Raw genomic sequence first — 14,648 nt, 5'->3', positions numbered from 1 at the left:
CCTAGCTGCTGGCGCGGGTGCGGGACGCGCCGTCCTGTGCCGGCTTGTAGTTCGGGTCGAGCCGCATGGCATGCGAATAGGACTTGTAGGCACGCCCCTTGTCGCCGCGTCGTTCGTAGACCAGCGCCTGGTTCGCCCAGGATTCGGCGAGCTTGTCGTTGAGCTCGATCGCGTGGTTGAAATCGGCGAACGCGTTGTCGTCGTCGTTGAGGGCGACATAGGAAATGCCTCGGCCGTTATAGGGCTCGGGCGAATTCGGCGACAGCGAGATGGCCTTCGAGAAATCCTCGATCGCCTGGGCGTGCTGGCCGCGCAGCTGGTAGATCAGGCCGCGATTGTGCCAGGCGCGGCCATCGGTGGTCTCGAGCTGGATCGCCTTGTTGAAGTCGTTGAAGGCTTCATTGGTGCGGCCGGCCTGGCGATAGATATTGCCGCGGCCGATATAGGCGACGTCGTAGTTCGGGTTGATCTGGAGCGAGCGGTTGTAGTCGTTCGCCGCTTCGACGGGCTTGCCCATGTTGCGGTAGACGAGCGCCCGGTTGGCATAGGCCTGGTAGAATTGCGGATTGAGCTGGATGGCGCGGTTGAAGTCCTCCAGGGCGCGCGAAAATTCGCCGGCGCGTCCATAGGCGGTGCCACGGACGTTGTAGCCTTCCGGATCCTGCGGGCTGGAATTGATGACCGACGAAAGAGAAGCGATGTTTTCTTGCGACCCCTGGGCGCGGTCGACGGTGATCATGTCGGTGGAGGTCGTGGTCGCGCAGCCGGCAAGCGCCAGGAGGGCGATCAGTGCAGCCGGCAGGGCAGGTTTGCTGCGTGACATTCTGGGCGAGAGGCCGGAAATTTGGGTTCCACGATCGAGAACGGCATATTTGGCGGCCATCAGGCGCATTTCCTCATGTCGGGCAAAGAGCGGTTTATTGTTCTGCATGTCGAAATCCCAAAACCGTTTCAGATTCGGGCGAAATGCAGTCGGTGCTCAGACCAAATCAAAAAGAGCGGCGGCGCCCATGTCGCCACCGCCCTGAAAGCATACGAAAACGTCCAAAAAACGGCCGATCAACGGGCCGGGCGCGCCGGAGCGGCAATCAGACCTTCGCGCTGCATGCGCTTGCGGGCCAGCTTGCGAACGCGGCGAACAGCCTCGGCCTTTTCACGGGCGCGCTTCTGCGACGGCTTCTCGTAATAATCGCGCATCTTCATTTCACGGAAAATGCCTTCGCGCTGCATCTTCTTCTTGAGAGCGCGGAGCGCCTGATCAACGTTGTTGTCGCGGACAAGTACCTGCACGTGAATCCCGTTCCTTTGGTTTTGTTGCTCGCCTGGATCGGTACGATTCGAGGCGAAAGAATAACGTCCGCTCGGCCTGGAGCCGTGCGATTGATGACGGCAGATAGCAGAAGAGATACGGGAAGTCCAGACGCATTAAGGACGATTGCGCCATTTCGGCGGCGTTTTGCGGAGGTGACGCCAAATGTGAAGAGCCTGTCTCGGTTCGCGGCAAGAGTGTGGTAGATCCGGGCGCTGCCGGTTCGCGCGGTTATTCCTCGCCGATTTTCACAATGCGCGGCCGGGCGGCGCGACCGGGCTCGCGCGCGGCTGGCAGAGGATTTGGCCCGTGTCGATGGAGGGGGCGAATGCGTCGCAATAGAGCCATTGCGACGCATATTGATTTGCGATGGGTATGGCACTACCCAAAAGCCGCCCCCGCGATCGGGGCTGACGATCCGAGGAGTTTGAGGCGAGATGCGCAGATATTCGGTTTTCGCCGTCGCCCGCGAGGCGATGCGTGCCCACAAGGGCTGGGAGGCGCAGTGGTCCTCGCCGGAGCCGCGCAGCGCTTACGACGTGATCATTGTCGGGGCCGGCGGACATGGTCTCGGAGCTGCCTATTACCTGGCCAAGGAACACGGCATCACCAATGTCGCGGTGATCGAAAAGGGCTGGCTCGGCGGCGGCAATACCGGCCGCAACACGACGATCATCCGCTCCAACTATCTCTATGAAGAGAGCATGGACATCTACGAGCATTCGCTGAAGCTCTGGGAGGGCCTGAGCCAGGACCTCAATTACAATGTCATGTATTCTCCGCGCGGCGTGATGATGCTCTCGCACAACACGCACGACATGCAGAGCTTCAAGCGCCATATCAATGCCAACCGGCTCTACGGCATCGACAACGAATGGCTGACCCCGGAAGAGGCCAAGGCCTATGTTCCGGTTCTCGATATCGCCAAGACGGCGCGCTACCCGATCAACGGCGCGGCGCTCCAGCGGCGCGGCGGCACCGCCCGCCACGATGCCGTCGCATGGGGTTATGCCCGTGCCGCATCCGATCGCGGCGTCCACATCATCCAGAACTGCGAGGTCACCGGCATCCGTCGCGGACCGAACGGCGAGGTTCTGGGCGTCGAAACGTCGAAGGGCTTTATCGGCGCCAAGAAGATCGGCGTTTCGGCGGCCGGACATTCCTCCGTGGTGATGGAAATGGCGGGCGTGCGCGTGCCGCTCCACAGCACTCCGCTGCAGGCGCTGGTGTCGGAGCCGCTGAAGCCGATCTTTCCCTGCGTCGTGATGTCGAACACGGTTCACGCCTATATCTCGCAGTCGGACAAGGGCGAGCTCGTGATCGGCGCCGGCACCGACCAGTACAATTCCTATTCCCAGACCGGCGGCCTGCAGATCATCACCCATACGCTCGACGCCATCTGCGAGCTTTTCCCGATCTTCCGGCGGGTCAAGATGATGCGCCAGTGGGGCGGCATTACCGACAACACGCCGGATCGTTCGCCGATCCAGGGTGTGACGCCGGTTCCGGGCCTGTTCGTCAATTGCGGCTGGGGGACCGGTGGCTTCAAGGCGACGCCGGGTTCGGCCAACCTTTTCGCCCACCTGATCGCCAGGGGCGAGCCGCACCGGCTGGCGGCGGGGCTGACGCTCGACCGGTTCCGCACCGGGAGGCTGATCGACGAAGCGGCAGCCGCCGCCGTTGCGCATTAAAACAGGGACATCAAGATGCTGCTGATCCATTGCCCCTATTGCGAGGAAGATCGCTCCGAACTCGAATTCCGATGGGCCGGCGAGGCGCATATCGCGCGGCCGGAGAATATCGCGGCGATCTCGGACGAGGAATTCGCGGAATATTTCTTCCTGCGCAATAACGAAAAGGGCCTCACCTATGAGCGCTGGCGGCATATCCATGGCTGCGGTCGGTTCTTCAACGCGGCCCGCGACACCGTGAGCGACAGGTTCCTGACCACCTACAAGGCGGGCCTGCCGAAACAGGTGCTGCCGGAAACAGGCGCGTCCGAAAAGACCGTCGAGACCTATGAAGCAACCGAGGGAGACGCACGATGAGCGCTTCCTCCAATTCCGGCGCTTGCCGAATCAAGGGTGCGGGACGTCTGACGCCGGCCCGCACGGCGCGCTTCACCTTCGACGGCAAGAGCTATACCGCGCTGGAAGGCGATACCATCGCCTCTGCGCTCCTGGCGCATGGCGTGCATCTGCTCGGCCGTTCGTTCAAATACCACCGGCCACGCGGCATTCTGTCCGCCGGGCCGGAAGAGCCGAATGCGCTGATCGACGTGTCGCGCGACGCGGCCCGGCGCCAGCCGAACGTGCGCGCGACGGTGCAGGAAGTGTTCGATGGGGCGAAGATCGCCTCGCAGAACCGCTGGCCGTCGCTGAAGTTCGATGTCGGGGCGATCAACAATCTCTTCTCGCCGTTCTTCGCGGCCGGTTTCTACTACAAGACCTTCATGTGGCCGCGGGAGGCCTGGGTGAAGGTCTACGAACCCTTCATCCGCCGCGCGGCCGGGCTCGGCGTCGCGCCGACGGAGGAGGATCCGGATCACTATGCCAGCCGCTACGCCCATTGCGACGTGCTGATCGCCGGCGCCGGCGTGGCCGGCCTGACGGCGGCGCTCTCGGCCGCCGCCACGGGGCAAAGCGTTTTCCTCGTCGACGAGCAGCCGCAAGTGGGCGGGGCGCTGCATTACGATACCGCGACCACGATCGACGGGCAGAACGGCTATGACTGGGCGCAGGCGGCGGCGGCGAAGCTGCGGGCGATGCCGAACGTCACCGTGCTGACCCGCACGACCGTGTTCGGTTATTACAACCATGGTTTCATCGGCCTCGTGGAACGGGTGACCGACCATGTCGCGAAGCCGGGCAAGGATCTGCCGCGCGAGCGGCTGTGGCAGGTGCGGGCGAAACGGGTGGTGCTGGCGACCGGTTCGATCGAACGGCATATGGTGTTCGCCAACAACGACCGGCCAGGCATCATGCTGGCGTCCGCGGCGCGCACCTTCCTCAACCATCACGGCGTCGCCGTCGGCCGCAAGGTCGGCGTCTATACGGCGCATGATTCGGCCTACGAGGCCGCCTTCGACCTGAAACGGGCGGGGGTCTCCATTGCGGCGATCGTCGACAGCCGTCCCGATCCCGGCGAGGCGCTGCTGGCGGAAGCCCGGGCGCTCGGGATCTCCGTGCTGAGCGGCCATGCGGTGACCGACACCGGCGGCCGGCTGCGGATCTCCTCGATGACCGTGGCGCGCAACGGTGGCGGCGATGCCCGCAAGATTGCCGTCGACGCGCTGATTGTCTCGGCCGGCTGGACGCCCTCCGTGCATCTGTTCTCGCAATCGCGCGGGAAGCTGCGGTTCGACGAGGCCAACCAGCGTTTCCTGCCGGACATCTATGCGCAGGACTGCGTCTCGATCGGCGCCTGCAACGGCACGGACGATCTGGCCGAGCTGATCGGAGAGGCGATCGCGGCCGGCGGCGGTTCGGTGGCGCTGTCGGGCGAGAACCGGTTCGAATGGACCGGCGGCATGATCGGTGCTGCCGAAGGGGCGGGACCGGATACGACCGTCAAGGCTTTCGTCGATTTCCAGCACGACGTGACTGCCAAGGACATCCGCCTTGCGGTGCGCGAGGGCATGCACTCGATCGAGCATATCAAGCGCTTCACCACCAATGGCATGGCTTCCGACCAGGGCAAGCTTTCCAACATGCACGGCCTTGCCATCGCGGCCGAAATGCTCGACCGGCCGATCCCGAAGGTGGGCCTGACGACATTCCGCGCCCCCTATACGCCGGTGACCTACGGCACGCTGGTTGGCCATTCGCGCGGTGAATTGTTCGACCCGGCGCGCAAGACGCCGATGCATGCGCTGGAAACGGCGGAAGGCGCCGAGTTTGAGGATGTCGGCAACTGGAAACGCGCCTGGTACTATCCGAAGCGCGGCGAGGACATGCTGGCCGCCGTCAACCGCGAGTGCCGTACGGTGCGCGAGGTGGCGGGCGTGTTCAACGGATCGACGCTCGGCAAGATCGAGGTCGTCGGGCCGGACGCCGCGGAATTCCTCAATCTCCTCTACACGAATGCGTGGGGCAACCTGAAGCCCGGCAAGAGCCGCTACGGGATCATGACCCGGGAGGACGGGTTCGTTTACGACGACGGCGTCGTCGGGCGGCTCGCCGAGGATCGGTTCCATGTGACGACCACGACCGGCGGCGCGCCGCGCGTGCTGCATCACATGGAAGATTACCTGCAGACGGAATTCCCGCATCTGCGCGTATGGCTGACCTCCACCACGGAGCAATGGGCGGTCATCGCCGTTCAGGGTCCGAAGGCGCGCGAGATCATTGAGCCCTTCGTCGAGGGCGTCGATCTTTCCAACGAAGCCTTCCCGCACATGAGCGTGGCGGAATGCTCGGTGATGGGCGCGCCGGCACGGCTGTTCCGCGTCTCGTTCACCGGCGAACTCGGTTACGAAATCAACGTGCCGGCGGATTACGGCCCGGCGGTGTGGAAGGCGATCTGGGAACGGGCCGAGCCGATGGGCGCCTGCCTCTACGGCACCGAGACCATGCACGTGCTGCGCGCCGAAAAGGGCTATATCATCGTCGGCCAGGATACGGACGGCACGGTGACGCCGGACGATGCCGGGCTTGCATGGGCCGTCTCTTCGAAGAAGCCGGATTTCGTCGGCATTCGCGGGCTGAAGCGTCCGGACCTGGTGCGCGAGGGCCGCAAGCAGCTCGTCGGCCTCCTGACCAAGGATCCGAATGTGGTGCTGGAAGAGGGCGGCCAGATCGTCGTCGATCCGAACCAGGCCAAGCCGATGACCATGCTCGGCCATGTCACCTCCGCCTACTGGTCGGAAAATTGCGGCCGCTCGATCGCGCTCGCCCTGGTCGCCGGCGGCCGGGCTCGGATGGGAGAGACACTTTATGTGCCGCTCGCCGACCGGACGATCGAGGTGGAAGTGACCGACATGGTGTTCTTCGACAAGCAGGGAGGCCGTATCCATGGCTGATCATATCGCCGTCCGCACGCTTCCGCTTACCGGCTTCCATGGCGGCTCATCGGCCGTCCGGCTCGAGGCGGCGGCGCCTGCCGAACGCATTTCGCTGCGCGTCAGGGCCGAGGATGTCGCCGCCCTTTCGGGGCCGCTTGGCATCGATCTGCCGGTGAAACCAAAGACCTCGTCTTCCGGCAACGGTCGCACGGCGCTCTGGCTCGGGCCGGACGAATGGCTGGTGATCGCAGAAGGCGGCAGCGATGTCGGCAACAGCCTGATGCAGGCCGCGAAGAATTCCGGTGCGCTGCATTCGGCAGCCGATGTCTCCCACCGCAATACGGCGATCCTTGTTTCAGGGCCGGGCGCGGCGGCGGCGATCAATGCGGGCTGCCCGCAGGACCTGTCGCTGAAAGCGTTTCCCGTCGGGGCGTGCTCGCGAACCGTTCTCGGCAAGGTGGAGATCGTGCTCCTGAGGACGGCGGAAGAGGCATTCCGGGTGGAAGTCTGGCGGTCGTTTTCAGACTATGCGTTCGGGCTTTTGGCCGAGGGCGCGCAGGACGCTGCGGTATAAGACGATAGCCTCACTTGACTTGCGCGGCGGGAACCGCACTCTCCTTCAAGCAAGGGGAGGATCTCATGGGACAATTTACACTGATGGCGATTGCCGTCGTCGCCGCGGTGATCGGCGGGGCGATCGCAGCAAGGCTTGCCGGGATCGAGATCTGGAAAGGGGCGTTGGTCGGTGGCTGCGCGTCGATTGCGGGCGTGCTCGCCTTCTTCGCCCCGGGGATCGACCGGAACCTCTCAATCCCAATGGCCGGCCTGATCGCTGCCGGCATTTCCGGCTCGGCCGTCGGCCTGACGCCGGCGCGCACCGCCAATATCGCCATCGGTGCCGCCCTGCCGCCGCTTATCGGTTTCGTGCTGATGGAAATGGGCGTTTAGACAACGCGGGTCATTCGCCGGGCTGGTGGGGCTTGTGCTTGCGGTCGAGGTCCCATTCGTGCAGGCGATAGGCCGTGTAGGCGATGATCCCAATGATCGCCGGCATTCCGAACGAGACGAAAAGCCATTCTGCCGTCATGCCAGTCTCCTCAGGGTTAGCCTCGCCAAGTAATGTAGGAAGACCGCAATCATGAGCCAACCTAAAAAATATCCTACCACAGCGAAGCCGAACTGGGTACCGACATTGCCGATGCCATAAAGCATCGCCGCAACCGGTGTGACGACGCCGACCGTGACGCAGGCTGTCGAGGCTCGATCGAAGGCATTCGCCAGGAGCTTCGTCTGCTCGATCTCGGCTAGGTTCAGGTCGCTCAAATCTCCCAGCCCTTCCATTTCACCCAGCGGCCGTGCGGATCGACGCGGGCGAGTTCGCGGGTTTCGCCGGTCGGCCAGATCTGCAGGCTGAGCGATGCGCTGTTCGGGTCGTCGTCCATTTCCATCTGCAGGCGAGCGAGCGGAGCTTCCTGCGTCGCGCGGCGGCCGGCCTCGGCGATGATCGCCTCGCCGGCGGTGCGGGCTTCCGGCGGCAGGTATTGCCACGCGATCGAGTGGAAGACGACATGCACGGTGCCGGGTCGGAGCGTTTTAAGGCGTTCGTCGCGCAGCCAGGCCAGTGCGTCGCCTCTCACTACCGGTGCCTTATGCTGCCTGGCGATATCGAGAGCGGCGCGGGTGCGGACCACGCGGTCGGTCTGGTCGGCCCAGAGATAGGACAGAAGCCGCAGGCTGTCTTCCGGCGCGTGCGGGTCAAGGGGATTGAGGTCGCATCCGGCACGGTCCTCGACCGTGATGTCAGCGCGAGGCGGCGGCGGACCTTCCCAATCCGGCCGGAGTTCGACCGGTGACGACGGATCGCCCCAGAGCAAGCCGCCGAGATCGTAGCGATAGCGGTCCCAGTTGAGGTTGAGGCCCATGCTGGCGCCGAATTCCGAAAGGATCAGCGGCTTGCCGAGCCGCTCGGCCACGGTGAGGAAGCCGGCAAGCAGGGCGCTGGAGCGGCGCACCTCGTTGGTCTGCGGTGCAAAAGCCAGCCGTTCCAGAATGAAGGTCTCGTGCGTCTCGAAAGCCTGGCGGATCGCCGCCCAAAGCGCATCGTCGGAAACGTCGTTCGGCGGATAGGCAGCCCTGAGCTCATCGTCCTTGCCGTCGATCACCAGGGCATGCAAGGCACCGGCGAGGCGGGTCGGCAGGATGTCGCCGCGAGTGCCCGGATCGCCTTCCCAGCTCAGGATGCGCCGGCCGACTGCGCTGGAGCGGTCGAGACGCGCCAGCATCAGCTTGCCCAAGCGGCTGGTGAACGGTGAGCCCAGGAGTTCGCCGGCAACCACCTGTTCGCGGAACGACTGCCAGATCCGTTCTTCCGAGGCCATGGCGCTCACACTCCTTCGGGGCGGTCCTTCGGGTCGAACTGGATGATGGTGGTCCAGATGGCCGTGAGCGCCGGCTTCTTTTCGTTGTCGATCTCGACCGACACGTCGTAGGTGGTCATCAGCATGCCGGCGCCGCGGAAGCGGATTTCGGCAAGGGTGAAATGGCCGCGGATGCGGCTGCCGCTTTTCACCGGAGACATGAAGCGGATGCGGTCGAAACCGTAGTTGATGCCCATCGTCTGTTCGCGGATCTTGGGCACGCAGTTGTAGTTCATGGCAGACAGCAGCGACAGCGTCAGGAAACCGTGGGCGATGGTGCCGCCGAAGGGGCTTTCGGCAGCGGCGCGCTGCGGATCGACATGGATGAACTGGTGATCGTGGGTGGCGTTTGCGAAGAGGTCGATCATCGGCTGGTCCACCGTGATCCATTCCGATGTGCCGACTTCCGTGCCAACCAAACCCTGGATTTCGGTTAGCGAAATTTCACGCATGCGACCTCACTGATTTCCTTGAGACGTTGATGCAATTCCGGAGGGAAGAGACCTGCTGGCGTGCCGGAACCGTTCGGGGAACGGGCGGACTTTACAGGGTTTACATGGGTTGGCGAGCGTTTTTTGCGCCGCATCATTCCTCGATGCAGAAACGCACGGAACGAGGGGGAAGCACCTGATTCCAGAGCTCGTGGGAGGCGAAATGCCTCCAACCCCAGCCGGGAAGGGCAAAACTTACCGGCTCCGGGCCACGGTTGAAGAGGATGGCGATCCGGGTGTCCCGGTCGGTCTGCCGGTCGAGCGTTTTCAGCACCATGCCGAACGCCGGGTTGTCCGGATTTTCCCAGTCGCCGACCTCCATCGGCCTGCCGGAGGCCGACAGCCATTCGACATCTCCCCTGCCGGTGAAGAAGGAGGTCTGCGAAAAGACAGCGAAGCGTTTGCGGATCGCGGCGAGCATGGCGGTGTGCTCGACCAGCGCCTTGTCGGCCCTGCTCCAGTCGAACCAGGTGATGGCGTTGTCCTGGCAATAGGCGTTGTTGTTGCCGCGCTGGCTGCGGCCGGCCTCGTCGCCCATGGTCAGCATCACCGTGCCGCGGCTGGCGAAGAGGGTGGAAAGGAGGGCGGCGACATCGCGGCGGCGGTTTTCATTGATGGCGGAATCGTCGGTTTCGCCTTCGACGCCGTTGTTCCAGGAGAAATTCTCGCCGTGGCCGTCGCGGTTTCCTTCGCCGTTCGCCTCGTTGTGTTTATGCTCGTTGGAGACGAGGTCCATCAGCGTGAAGCCGTCATGGGCGGCGAGGAAGTTGACGCTGCGCGTGCGGCCGGACTTTTCGAAGATGTCGGAGGAGCCAGCGAGCCTCGTCGCCAGCGCGCCCAAAGTCCATGGATCGCCGCGCCAGTAGCGGCGCATGTCGTCGCGGGCGCGGTCGTTCCATTCGAGGAAGGGCTCGGGGAAATTGCCGAGCTGATAACCGCCGTGGCCGATATCCCACGGCTCGGCGATCAGCACGCGGTCCTTCAGCGCCTCGTCCGAGATCATCGCCTTCAGCGTCTCGCCCTTGGCGTCGAAACCACCTTCCGTGCGGCCGATGATCGGGGCAAGGTCGAAGCGGAAACCGTCTATGCCGGCATGCACGACGAAATGGCGGAGCGTATCGACGATCAGCCGGCGGACGGAAGGATGGTCGCAGGCGACCGTGTTGCCGGTGCCGGTGTCGTTGACGAGGTGGCCGGGCTCGCCGTGCATGTGGCGATAGTAGGAGCGGTTGTCGAGGCCGCGCATGGAGAGCGTCGCGCCAAAACGGTCGCTTTCACCGGTATGGTTGAAGACGAGGTCGAGGATCACGCCGATACCCGCCTGATGCAGGGTCGCCACCGTCTCGCGCAGTTCCCGGATGCCGCCGGGGCAGAGGCGCGGATCGAGCGCCATGAAGGCGACGGGATTGTAGCCCCAGCCGTTGGTGAGGCCGAGCGGGGGCAAATGCCGTTCATCGATCCAGGCAGTGATGGGCATCAGTTCGATTGCATCGACGCCGAGCTTTTTCAGATGCGCGATGATCGAGGGATGGGCGAGTGCTGCGACCGTGCCGCGCTGTTTTTCCGGTATCGCCGGGTGCAGCATGGTGAAAGGCTTGACGGCGACCTCGTAGACGAAACCGCCGGGCGGCAGGATCGGACGGCCGATCTTGGCGAGCGGATCGCGGGTGATGATCGTCTTCGGTACGAGATCGGCGGTATCGACGCCGAACATCGAGAGCCGGGCGTCGTGCCGGAAGGGCCGGTCGAGTTCGCGTGCATAGGGATCAACAAGCAGTTTCGATGAATCGAACCAAGCACCGTTGTCGGGATCGTAGGCGCCCCAGGCGCGGTAGCCGTAGCGCGCGCCGGCATTGAGCGCCGGCACCGAGACGCGGTGGATGTCGTCGCGGCCGCGCACCAGGCGGTGGCGGGCGGTTTCCCGCTTTCCCTCAGTGTCGAAGAGGCAGAGTTCGATGCGTTCGGCATGGTGCGACCAGACGGCAAAGTCGGCGCCGTCTGTGGTCAGGGTTACGCCGAGTTTCGGATCAGAAGGTCTGGCCAACGGTGTTACCCCTCGTTTGCCCTGCCGTGCCTCCCCTTGAGGGCGGTGCTATCGCATTTGGGAGTGGGGGCGGCGCGGCATCCCGAACCCTCCCCCTTGCGGGGAGGGTGGCCGGCAGGCGGGAGGGGTTTTTATGCTGGATGAAGACCCCTCCCCAACCCCTCCCCACAAGGGGGAGGGGCTCCACGCCGCCTCGCATCTCCATATGCGATAGCACCGCCCTCAAGGGGGAGATGCCCGGCAGGGCATAGGGGGGTGAAAGCATCCGTGGCGTCCCGAATCTGGCGTGTGGGTCTTAGGTAATCACAGTCGGCTTGTCGCGGCCTGTCCTCTTGCGCAGGTCGGAGATCTGGTCTGCAACCGCGATCAGGTCGGCTAGGGCCTCCTGCGTGTCGATGCCGTGCTTGGCCGCATCCGGTTCGTAGCGCTCGACATAGACGCGGATCGTGGCGCCCGAGGTGCCGGTGCCGGAAAGGCGGAAGACGACGCGGGAGCCGCCTTCGAAGAGGATGCGGATGCCCTGGTTCTTGGAGACCGAGCCGTCGATCGGATCGTGATAGGCGAAGTCATCCGCGGTCGCGACTTTCAGCGCGCCGAAGGACTGGCCGGGCAACGAGGTCAGCTTTTCGCGCAGGGCGGCGATCAGCTGGTTGGCGGCCTCCGAATCGACCTCCTCGTAGTCGTGGCGGGAATAGTAGTTGCGGCCGTATTCGGCCCAGTGCTTTTTGACGATCTCTTCGACGCTTTCGTTGCGGGCCGCCATGATGTTCAGCCAGAAGAGCACGGCCCAGAGGCCGTCCTTCTCGCGGACGTGATCCGAGCCGGTGCCGAAGCTTTCTTCGCCGCAGACGGTCGCCTTGCCGGCGTCGAGCAGGTTGCCGAAGAATTTCCAGCCGGTCGGGGTTTCGTACATGCCGATGCCGAGCTTTTCGGCGACGCGGTCGGCGGCGGCGCTGGTCGGCATGGAGCGAGCGATGCCAGCGATGCCGCGGGCGTAACCGGGGGCGACGGTGGCGTTGGCGGCGATGATCGCAAGGCTGTCCGACGGGGTGACGAACATGCCCTTGCCGACGATCATGTTACGGTCGCCGTCGCCGTCGGAAGCGGCGCCGAAATGCGGGCCGTTCGGGCTCATGACATCGTCATAGAGGTCCTTGGCGTGGACGAGGTTGGGGTCCGGGTGATGGCCGCCGAAATCCGGCAAGGGGGTGGCGTTGCGCACCGAGCCTTCCGGCGCGCCGAGGCGTTTCTCGAGGATTTCGGTGGCGTAGGGGCCAGTGACGGCGCCCATCGAGTCGATGACCACGTTGACGCCGCTGGCGATCAGGGCGCGGATCGAGGGGAAGTCGAAGAGCTGTTCCATCAGTTCGGCATAGTCGGCAACCGGGTCGATCACCTCGACCGCCATGCCGGCGACGTCGAAGGAGCCGAGCTCGTCGAGGTCGAGATCGACGACGTCGGCGATTTTATAAGTGTCGATGACCTTGGAGCGGGCGAAGATCGCGTCGGTGATCTTTTCCGGCGCCGGGCCGCCATTGCCGATATTGTACTTGATGCCGAAATCCTCGGTCGGGCCGCCGGGATTGTGGCTGGCCGAGAGGATGATGCCGCCGAAGGCCTTGTACTTGCGGATGATGTTGGAGGCGGCGGGGGTCGAGAGGATGCCGCCCTGGCCGACCATGACCTTGCCGAAGCCGCTCGCGGCGGCCATCTTGATCGCCTTCTGGATGACTTCGCGATTGTAGTAGCGGCCATCGCCGCCGATCACCAGTGCCTGACCCTGGAAACCTTCGAGACTGTCGAAGATCGACTGGATGAAGTTTTCCGCATAGTTCGTTTGCGCAAAAACGGGGACCTTCTTGCGCAGGCCGGACGTGCCGGGCTTCTGATCCTGAAAGGGTGTCGTCGAAACGGTCTTGATCATGGTCATGATCCTTTTTTGGCAATGAGGGTCTTGTAGAGCTCGGCGTAAAGCCCGGCGCTCTTTTCCCAGGAAACGTCGGATTTCATGCCCTGCTTCTGCATCTGCGTCCAGACTTTCGGCTGGTGGTAGAGGCGGACGGCGCGGCGAAGCGCGCGGCGCAGGTTGTCGGTGGTGACGGGGCCGAAGGAGACGCCCGTCGCGGCCTTGGTGGCAATCGCCGCATGGCTTGCGTCGATCACCGTGTCGTTCAAGCCGCCGGTACGGGCGACGACTGGAATACAGCCGTATCTGAGGCCATAGAGCTGGGTGAGGCCGCAGGGCTCGAAGCGCGAGGGGATGACGATCGCATCGCAACCTGCCTGCATCAGGTGGGAGAGCGGCTCGTCATAGATGGAAAGCATCGCGACCTTGCCGGGATGGCGCCTGGCGGCGGCATGGAAGGCGTTTTCGAGCGCCCGGTCGCCGGAGCCGAGCACGGCGAGGCGTCCACCCATGGCGACGAGGTCGTCGAGTGTTTCGGAGAGAAGGTCCATGCCCTTCTGCCAGGTGAGACGCGAGATGACGCAGAACAGCGGTCCGGCCTCCTGGTCGAGGCCGAAACGTTCAGCGACGGCCTGCTTGTTCTCGGCGCGGGTCTTCAGCGTCGTCGCGTTGTAATGGGATTTGACCGCGGGATCTTTGGCCGGGTCCCAGATGTCGGCGTCGATGCCGTTGACGATGCCGTGGAGATCGCCCTGGCGGAGCGCCAGCAGGCCTTCCAGCCCCATGCCGAATTCGGGCGTGAGGATTTCCTCGGCGTATGAGGGACTGACCGTGGAAATCGCCCAGCTCGTCTGCAGGCCGGCCTTCAGGAAACCGACGCCTCCGAAATATTCGACGCCCTCGATGCCGAAGGCATGCGCCGGCAGTTCGAGATAGGGGAAGATGTCGGCGCCATACTGGCCCTGGAAGGCGATGTTATGGATGGTGATGAGGGTTGGCACCTCGGGCACCGAGGAGTAACGCATGTAGGCCGGCACCATCGCCGCCTGCCAGTCGTGCACATGGACGATATTCGGCCGCCAGCCCTTTTCGCCATCCGCCATCGCACCCTGCGCGATCATCGCACCGGCCTTGGAGAGCGCCGCGAAGCGCCGCCAGTTGTCGAAGTGGTCCTTGGACGCGGCATCGACATAAGGCCCGCCCGGGCGGTCGAAGAAGACGGGCGAATCGAGGATCAGCAGGTCGAGGCCCTGATGCTCGACTTCGAGCACGTCGGCCCTGGCGCCGAGCAGGTTCTCGAAGCTGATGACGAGCTTCGGGTCCTTCACGGCCCGCATCACCGCCGGATAACCGGGCATCAGCGTCTTGACCGACACGCCATGCCCTTTCAGGGCAAGCGGTAGCGCGCCGGCCACATCGGCCAGCCCGCCGGTCTTCACGAGCGGATAGACTTCGGACGCGACCGAAAGCACTTGCATA

General features: G+C 64.2%; 14 protein-coding genes. 5 read left to right on the top strand and 9 right to left on the bottom strand.

The features are described from left to right. Position 1: 1 nt before the first annotated feature. Both J2X76_RS11265 and rpsU read right to left on the bottom strand, forming a co-directional pair. Entirely contained in the window at positions 2-823 is an 822-nt protein-coding gene (locus J2X76_RS11265; RefSeq protein ID WP_310216547.1) for a tetratricopeptide repeat protein, read from the bottom strand. Between the two features lie 236 nt (positions 824-1,059). Then, a complete protein-coding gene (gene rpsU / locus J2X76_RS11260; RefSeq protein WP_113130672.1) occupies positions 1,060-1,290 on the bottom strand; it encodes a 30S ribosomal protein S21 in 231 nt (76 codons plus the stop codon). A 456-nt stretch (positions 1,291-1,746) separates the two neighbouring features. On the opposite strand from rpsU, the gene J2X76_RS11255 reads away from it, so the two are divergent. From J2X76_RS11255 to J2X76_RS11235, 5 genes are all read left to right on the top strand, one after another. Next, a complete protein-coding gene (locus tag J2X76_RS11255) occupies positions 1,747-3,000 on the top strand; it encodes a sarcosine oxidase subunit beta family protein (protein ID WP_113130673.1) in 1,254 nt (417 codons plus the stop codon). Between the two features lie 15 nt (positions 3,001-3,015). Continuing rightward, entirely contained in the window at positions 3,016-3,357 is a 342-nt protein-coding gene (locus J2X76_RS11250) for a sarcosine oxidase subunit delta (protein ID WP_113130674.1), read from the top strand. After that, positions 3,354-6,329 carry a sarcosine oxidase subunit alpha gene (locus J2X76_RS11245; protein WP_310215936.1) on the top strand — a complete coding sequence of 992 codons (2,976 nt, stop codon included), beginning with the start codon at positions 3,354-3,356 and terminating at the stop codon, positions 6,327-6,329. The genes J2X76_RS11250 and J2X76_RS11245 overlap by 4 nt, the downstream gene beginning before the upstream one ends. Beyond that, positions 6,322-6,885, top strand: coding sequence for a sarcosine oxidase subunit gamma (locus J2X76_RS11240; protein WP_310215933.1), 564 nt, complete (start codon positions 6,322-6,324; stop codon positions 6,883-6,885). Before J2X76_RS11245 ends, J2X76_RS11240 begins: the two co-directional genes overlap by 8 nt. Before the next feature lie 65 nt (positions 6,886-6,950). Beyond that, a complete protein-coding gene (locus J2X76_RS11235) occupies positions 6,951-7,259 on the top strand; it encodes a hypothetical protein (RefSeq protein ID WP_162732415.1) in 309 nt (102 codons plus the stop codon). A 10-nt stretch (positions 7,260-7,269) separates the two neighbouring features. On the opposite strand, the gene J2X76_RS11230 is transcribed toward J2X76_RS11235, so the two are convergent. From J2X76_RS11230 to glgA, 7 genes are all read right to left on the bottom strand, one after another. Then, entirely contained in the window at positions 7,270-7,398 is a 129-nt protein-coding gene (locus tag J2X76_RS11230; protein WP_310215929.1) for a hypothetical protein, read from the bottom strand. After that, a complete protein-coding gene (locus J2X76_RS11225; RefSeq protein WP_113286144.1) occupies positions 7,395-7,634 on the bottom strand; it encodes a hypothetical protein in 240 nt (79 codons plus the stop codon). The genes J2X76_RS11230 and J2X76_RS11225 overlap by 4 nt, the downstream gene beginning before the upstream one ends. Then, positions 7,631-8,689: a DUF2332 family protein gene (locus tag J2X76_RS11220; RefSeq protein ID WP_310215927.1), complete on the bottom strand. Its 1,059-nt coding sequence runs from the start codon at positions 8,687-8,689 to the stop codon at positions 7,631-7,633. The genes J2X76_RS11225 and J2X76_RS11220 overlap by 4 nt, the downstream gene beginning before the upstream one ends. A 5-nt stretch (positions 8,690-8,694) precedes the next feature. Continuing rightward, a complete protein-coding gene (locus J2X76_RS11215; RefSeq protein WP_113130680.1) occupies positions 8,695-9,180 on the bottom strand; it encodes a MaoC family dehydratase in 486 nt (161 codons plus the stop codon). 133 nt (positions 9,181-9,313) lie between these two features. Continuing rightward, positions 9,314-11,263: a glycogen debranching protein GlgX gene (glgX, locus tag J2X76_RS11210; protein ID WP_310215924.1), complete on the bottom strand. Its 1,950-nt coding sequence runs from the start codon at positions 11,261-11,263 to the stop codon at positions 9,314-9,316. Between the two features lie 295 nt (positions 11,264-11,558). After that, positions 11,559-13,187: an alpha-D-glucose phosphate-specific phosphoglucomutase gene (locus tag J2X76_RS11205; RefSeq protein WP_310215921.1), complete on the bottom strand. Its 1,629-nt coding sequence runs from the start codon at positions 13,185-13,187 to the stop codon at positions 11,559-11,561. Positions 13,188-13,189: 2 nt separating this feature from the next. Then, on the bottom strand, positions 13,190-14,647 hold the full coding sequence (glgA, locus tag J2X76_RS11200; protein ID WP_113130684.1) for a glycogen synthase GlgA: 1,458 nt from the start codon (positions 14,645-14,647) through the stop codon (positions 13,190-13,192). Between the last annotated feature and the right edge of the window lies 1 nt (position 14,648).

Origin of the sequence: Neorhizobium sp. 2083, from assembly GCF_031455615.1 — a bacterium.
Classification (GTDB): domain Bacteria; phylum Pseudomonadota; class Alphaproteobacteria; order Rhizobiales; family Rhizobiaceae; genus Neorhizobium.
The sequence above is the reverse complement of the archived record's forward strand: the minus strand, read 5'-3'. Positions and strand labels throughout refer to the sequence as shown.

Coding starts and splice junctions, on each gene's coding strand:
- J2X76_RS11265 (WP_310216547.1), bottom strand. CDS start 823: ATGTCACGCAGCAAACCTGCCCTGCCGGCTGCACTGATCGCCCTCCTG.
- J2X76_RS11250 (WP_113130674.1), top strand. CDS start 3,016: ATGCTGCTGATCCATTGCCCCTATTGCGAGGAAGATCGCTCCGAACTC.
- J2X76_RS11205 (WP_310215921.1), bottom strand. CDS start 13,187: ATGATCAAGACCGTTTCGACGACACCCTTTCAGGATCAGAAGCCCGGC.
- J2X76_RS11255 (WP_113130673.1), top strand. CDS start 1,747: ATGCGCAGATATTCGGTTTTCGCCGTCGCCCGCGAGGCGATGCGTGCC.
- J2X76_RS11235 (WP_162732415.1), top strand. CDS start 6,951: ATGGGACAATTTACACTGATGGCGATTGCCGTCGTCGCCGCGGTGATC.
- J2X76_RS11245 (WP_310215936.1), top strand. CDS start 3,354: ATGAGCGCTTCCTCCAATTCCGGCGCTTGCCGAATCAAGGGTGCGGGA.
- J2X76_RS11230 (WP_310215929.1), bottom strand. CDS start 7,398: ATGACGGCAGAATGGCTTTTCGTCTCGTTCGGAATGCCGGCGATCATT.
- J2X76_RS11215 (WP_113130680.1), bottom strand. CDS start 9,180: ATGCGTGAAATTTCGCTAACCGAAATCCAGGGTTTGGTTGGCACGGAA.
- J2X76_RS11240 (WP_310215933.1), top strand. CDS start 6,322: ATGGCTGATCATATCGCCGTCCGCACGCTTCCGCTTACCGGCTTCCAT.
- glgA (WP_113130684.1), bottom strand. CDS start 14,647: ATGCAAGTGCTTTCGGTCGCGTCCGAAGTCTATCCGCTCGTGAAGACC.
- J2X76_RS11220 (WP_310215927.1), bottom strand. CDS start 8,689: ATGGCCTCGGAAGAACGGATCTGGCAGTCGTTCCGCGAACAGGTGGTT.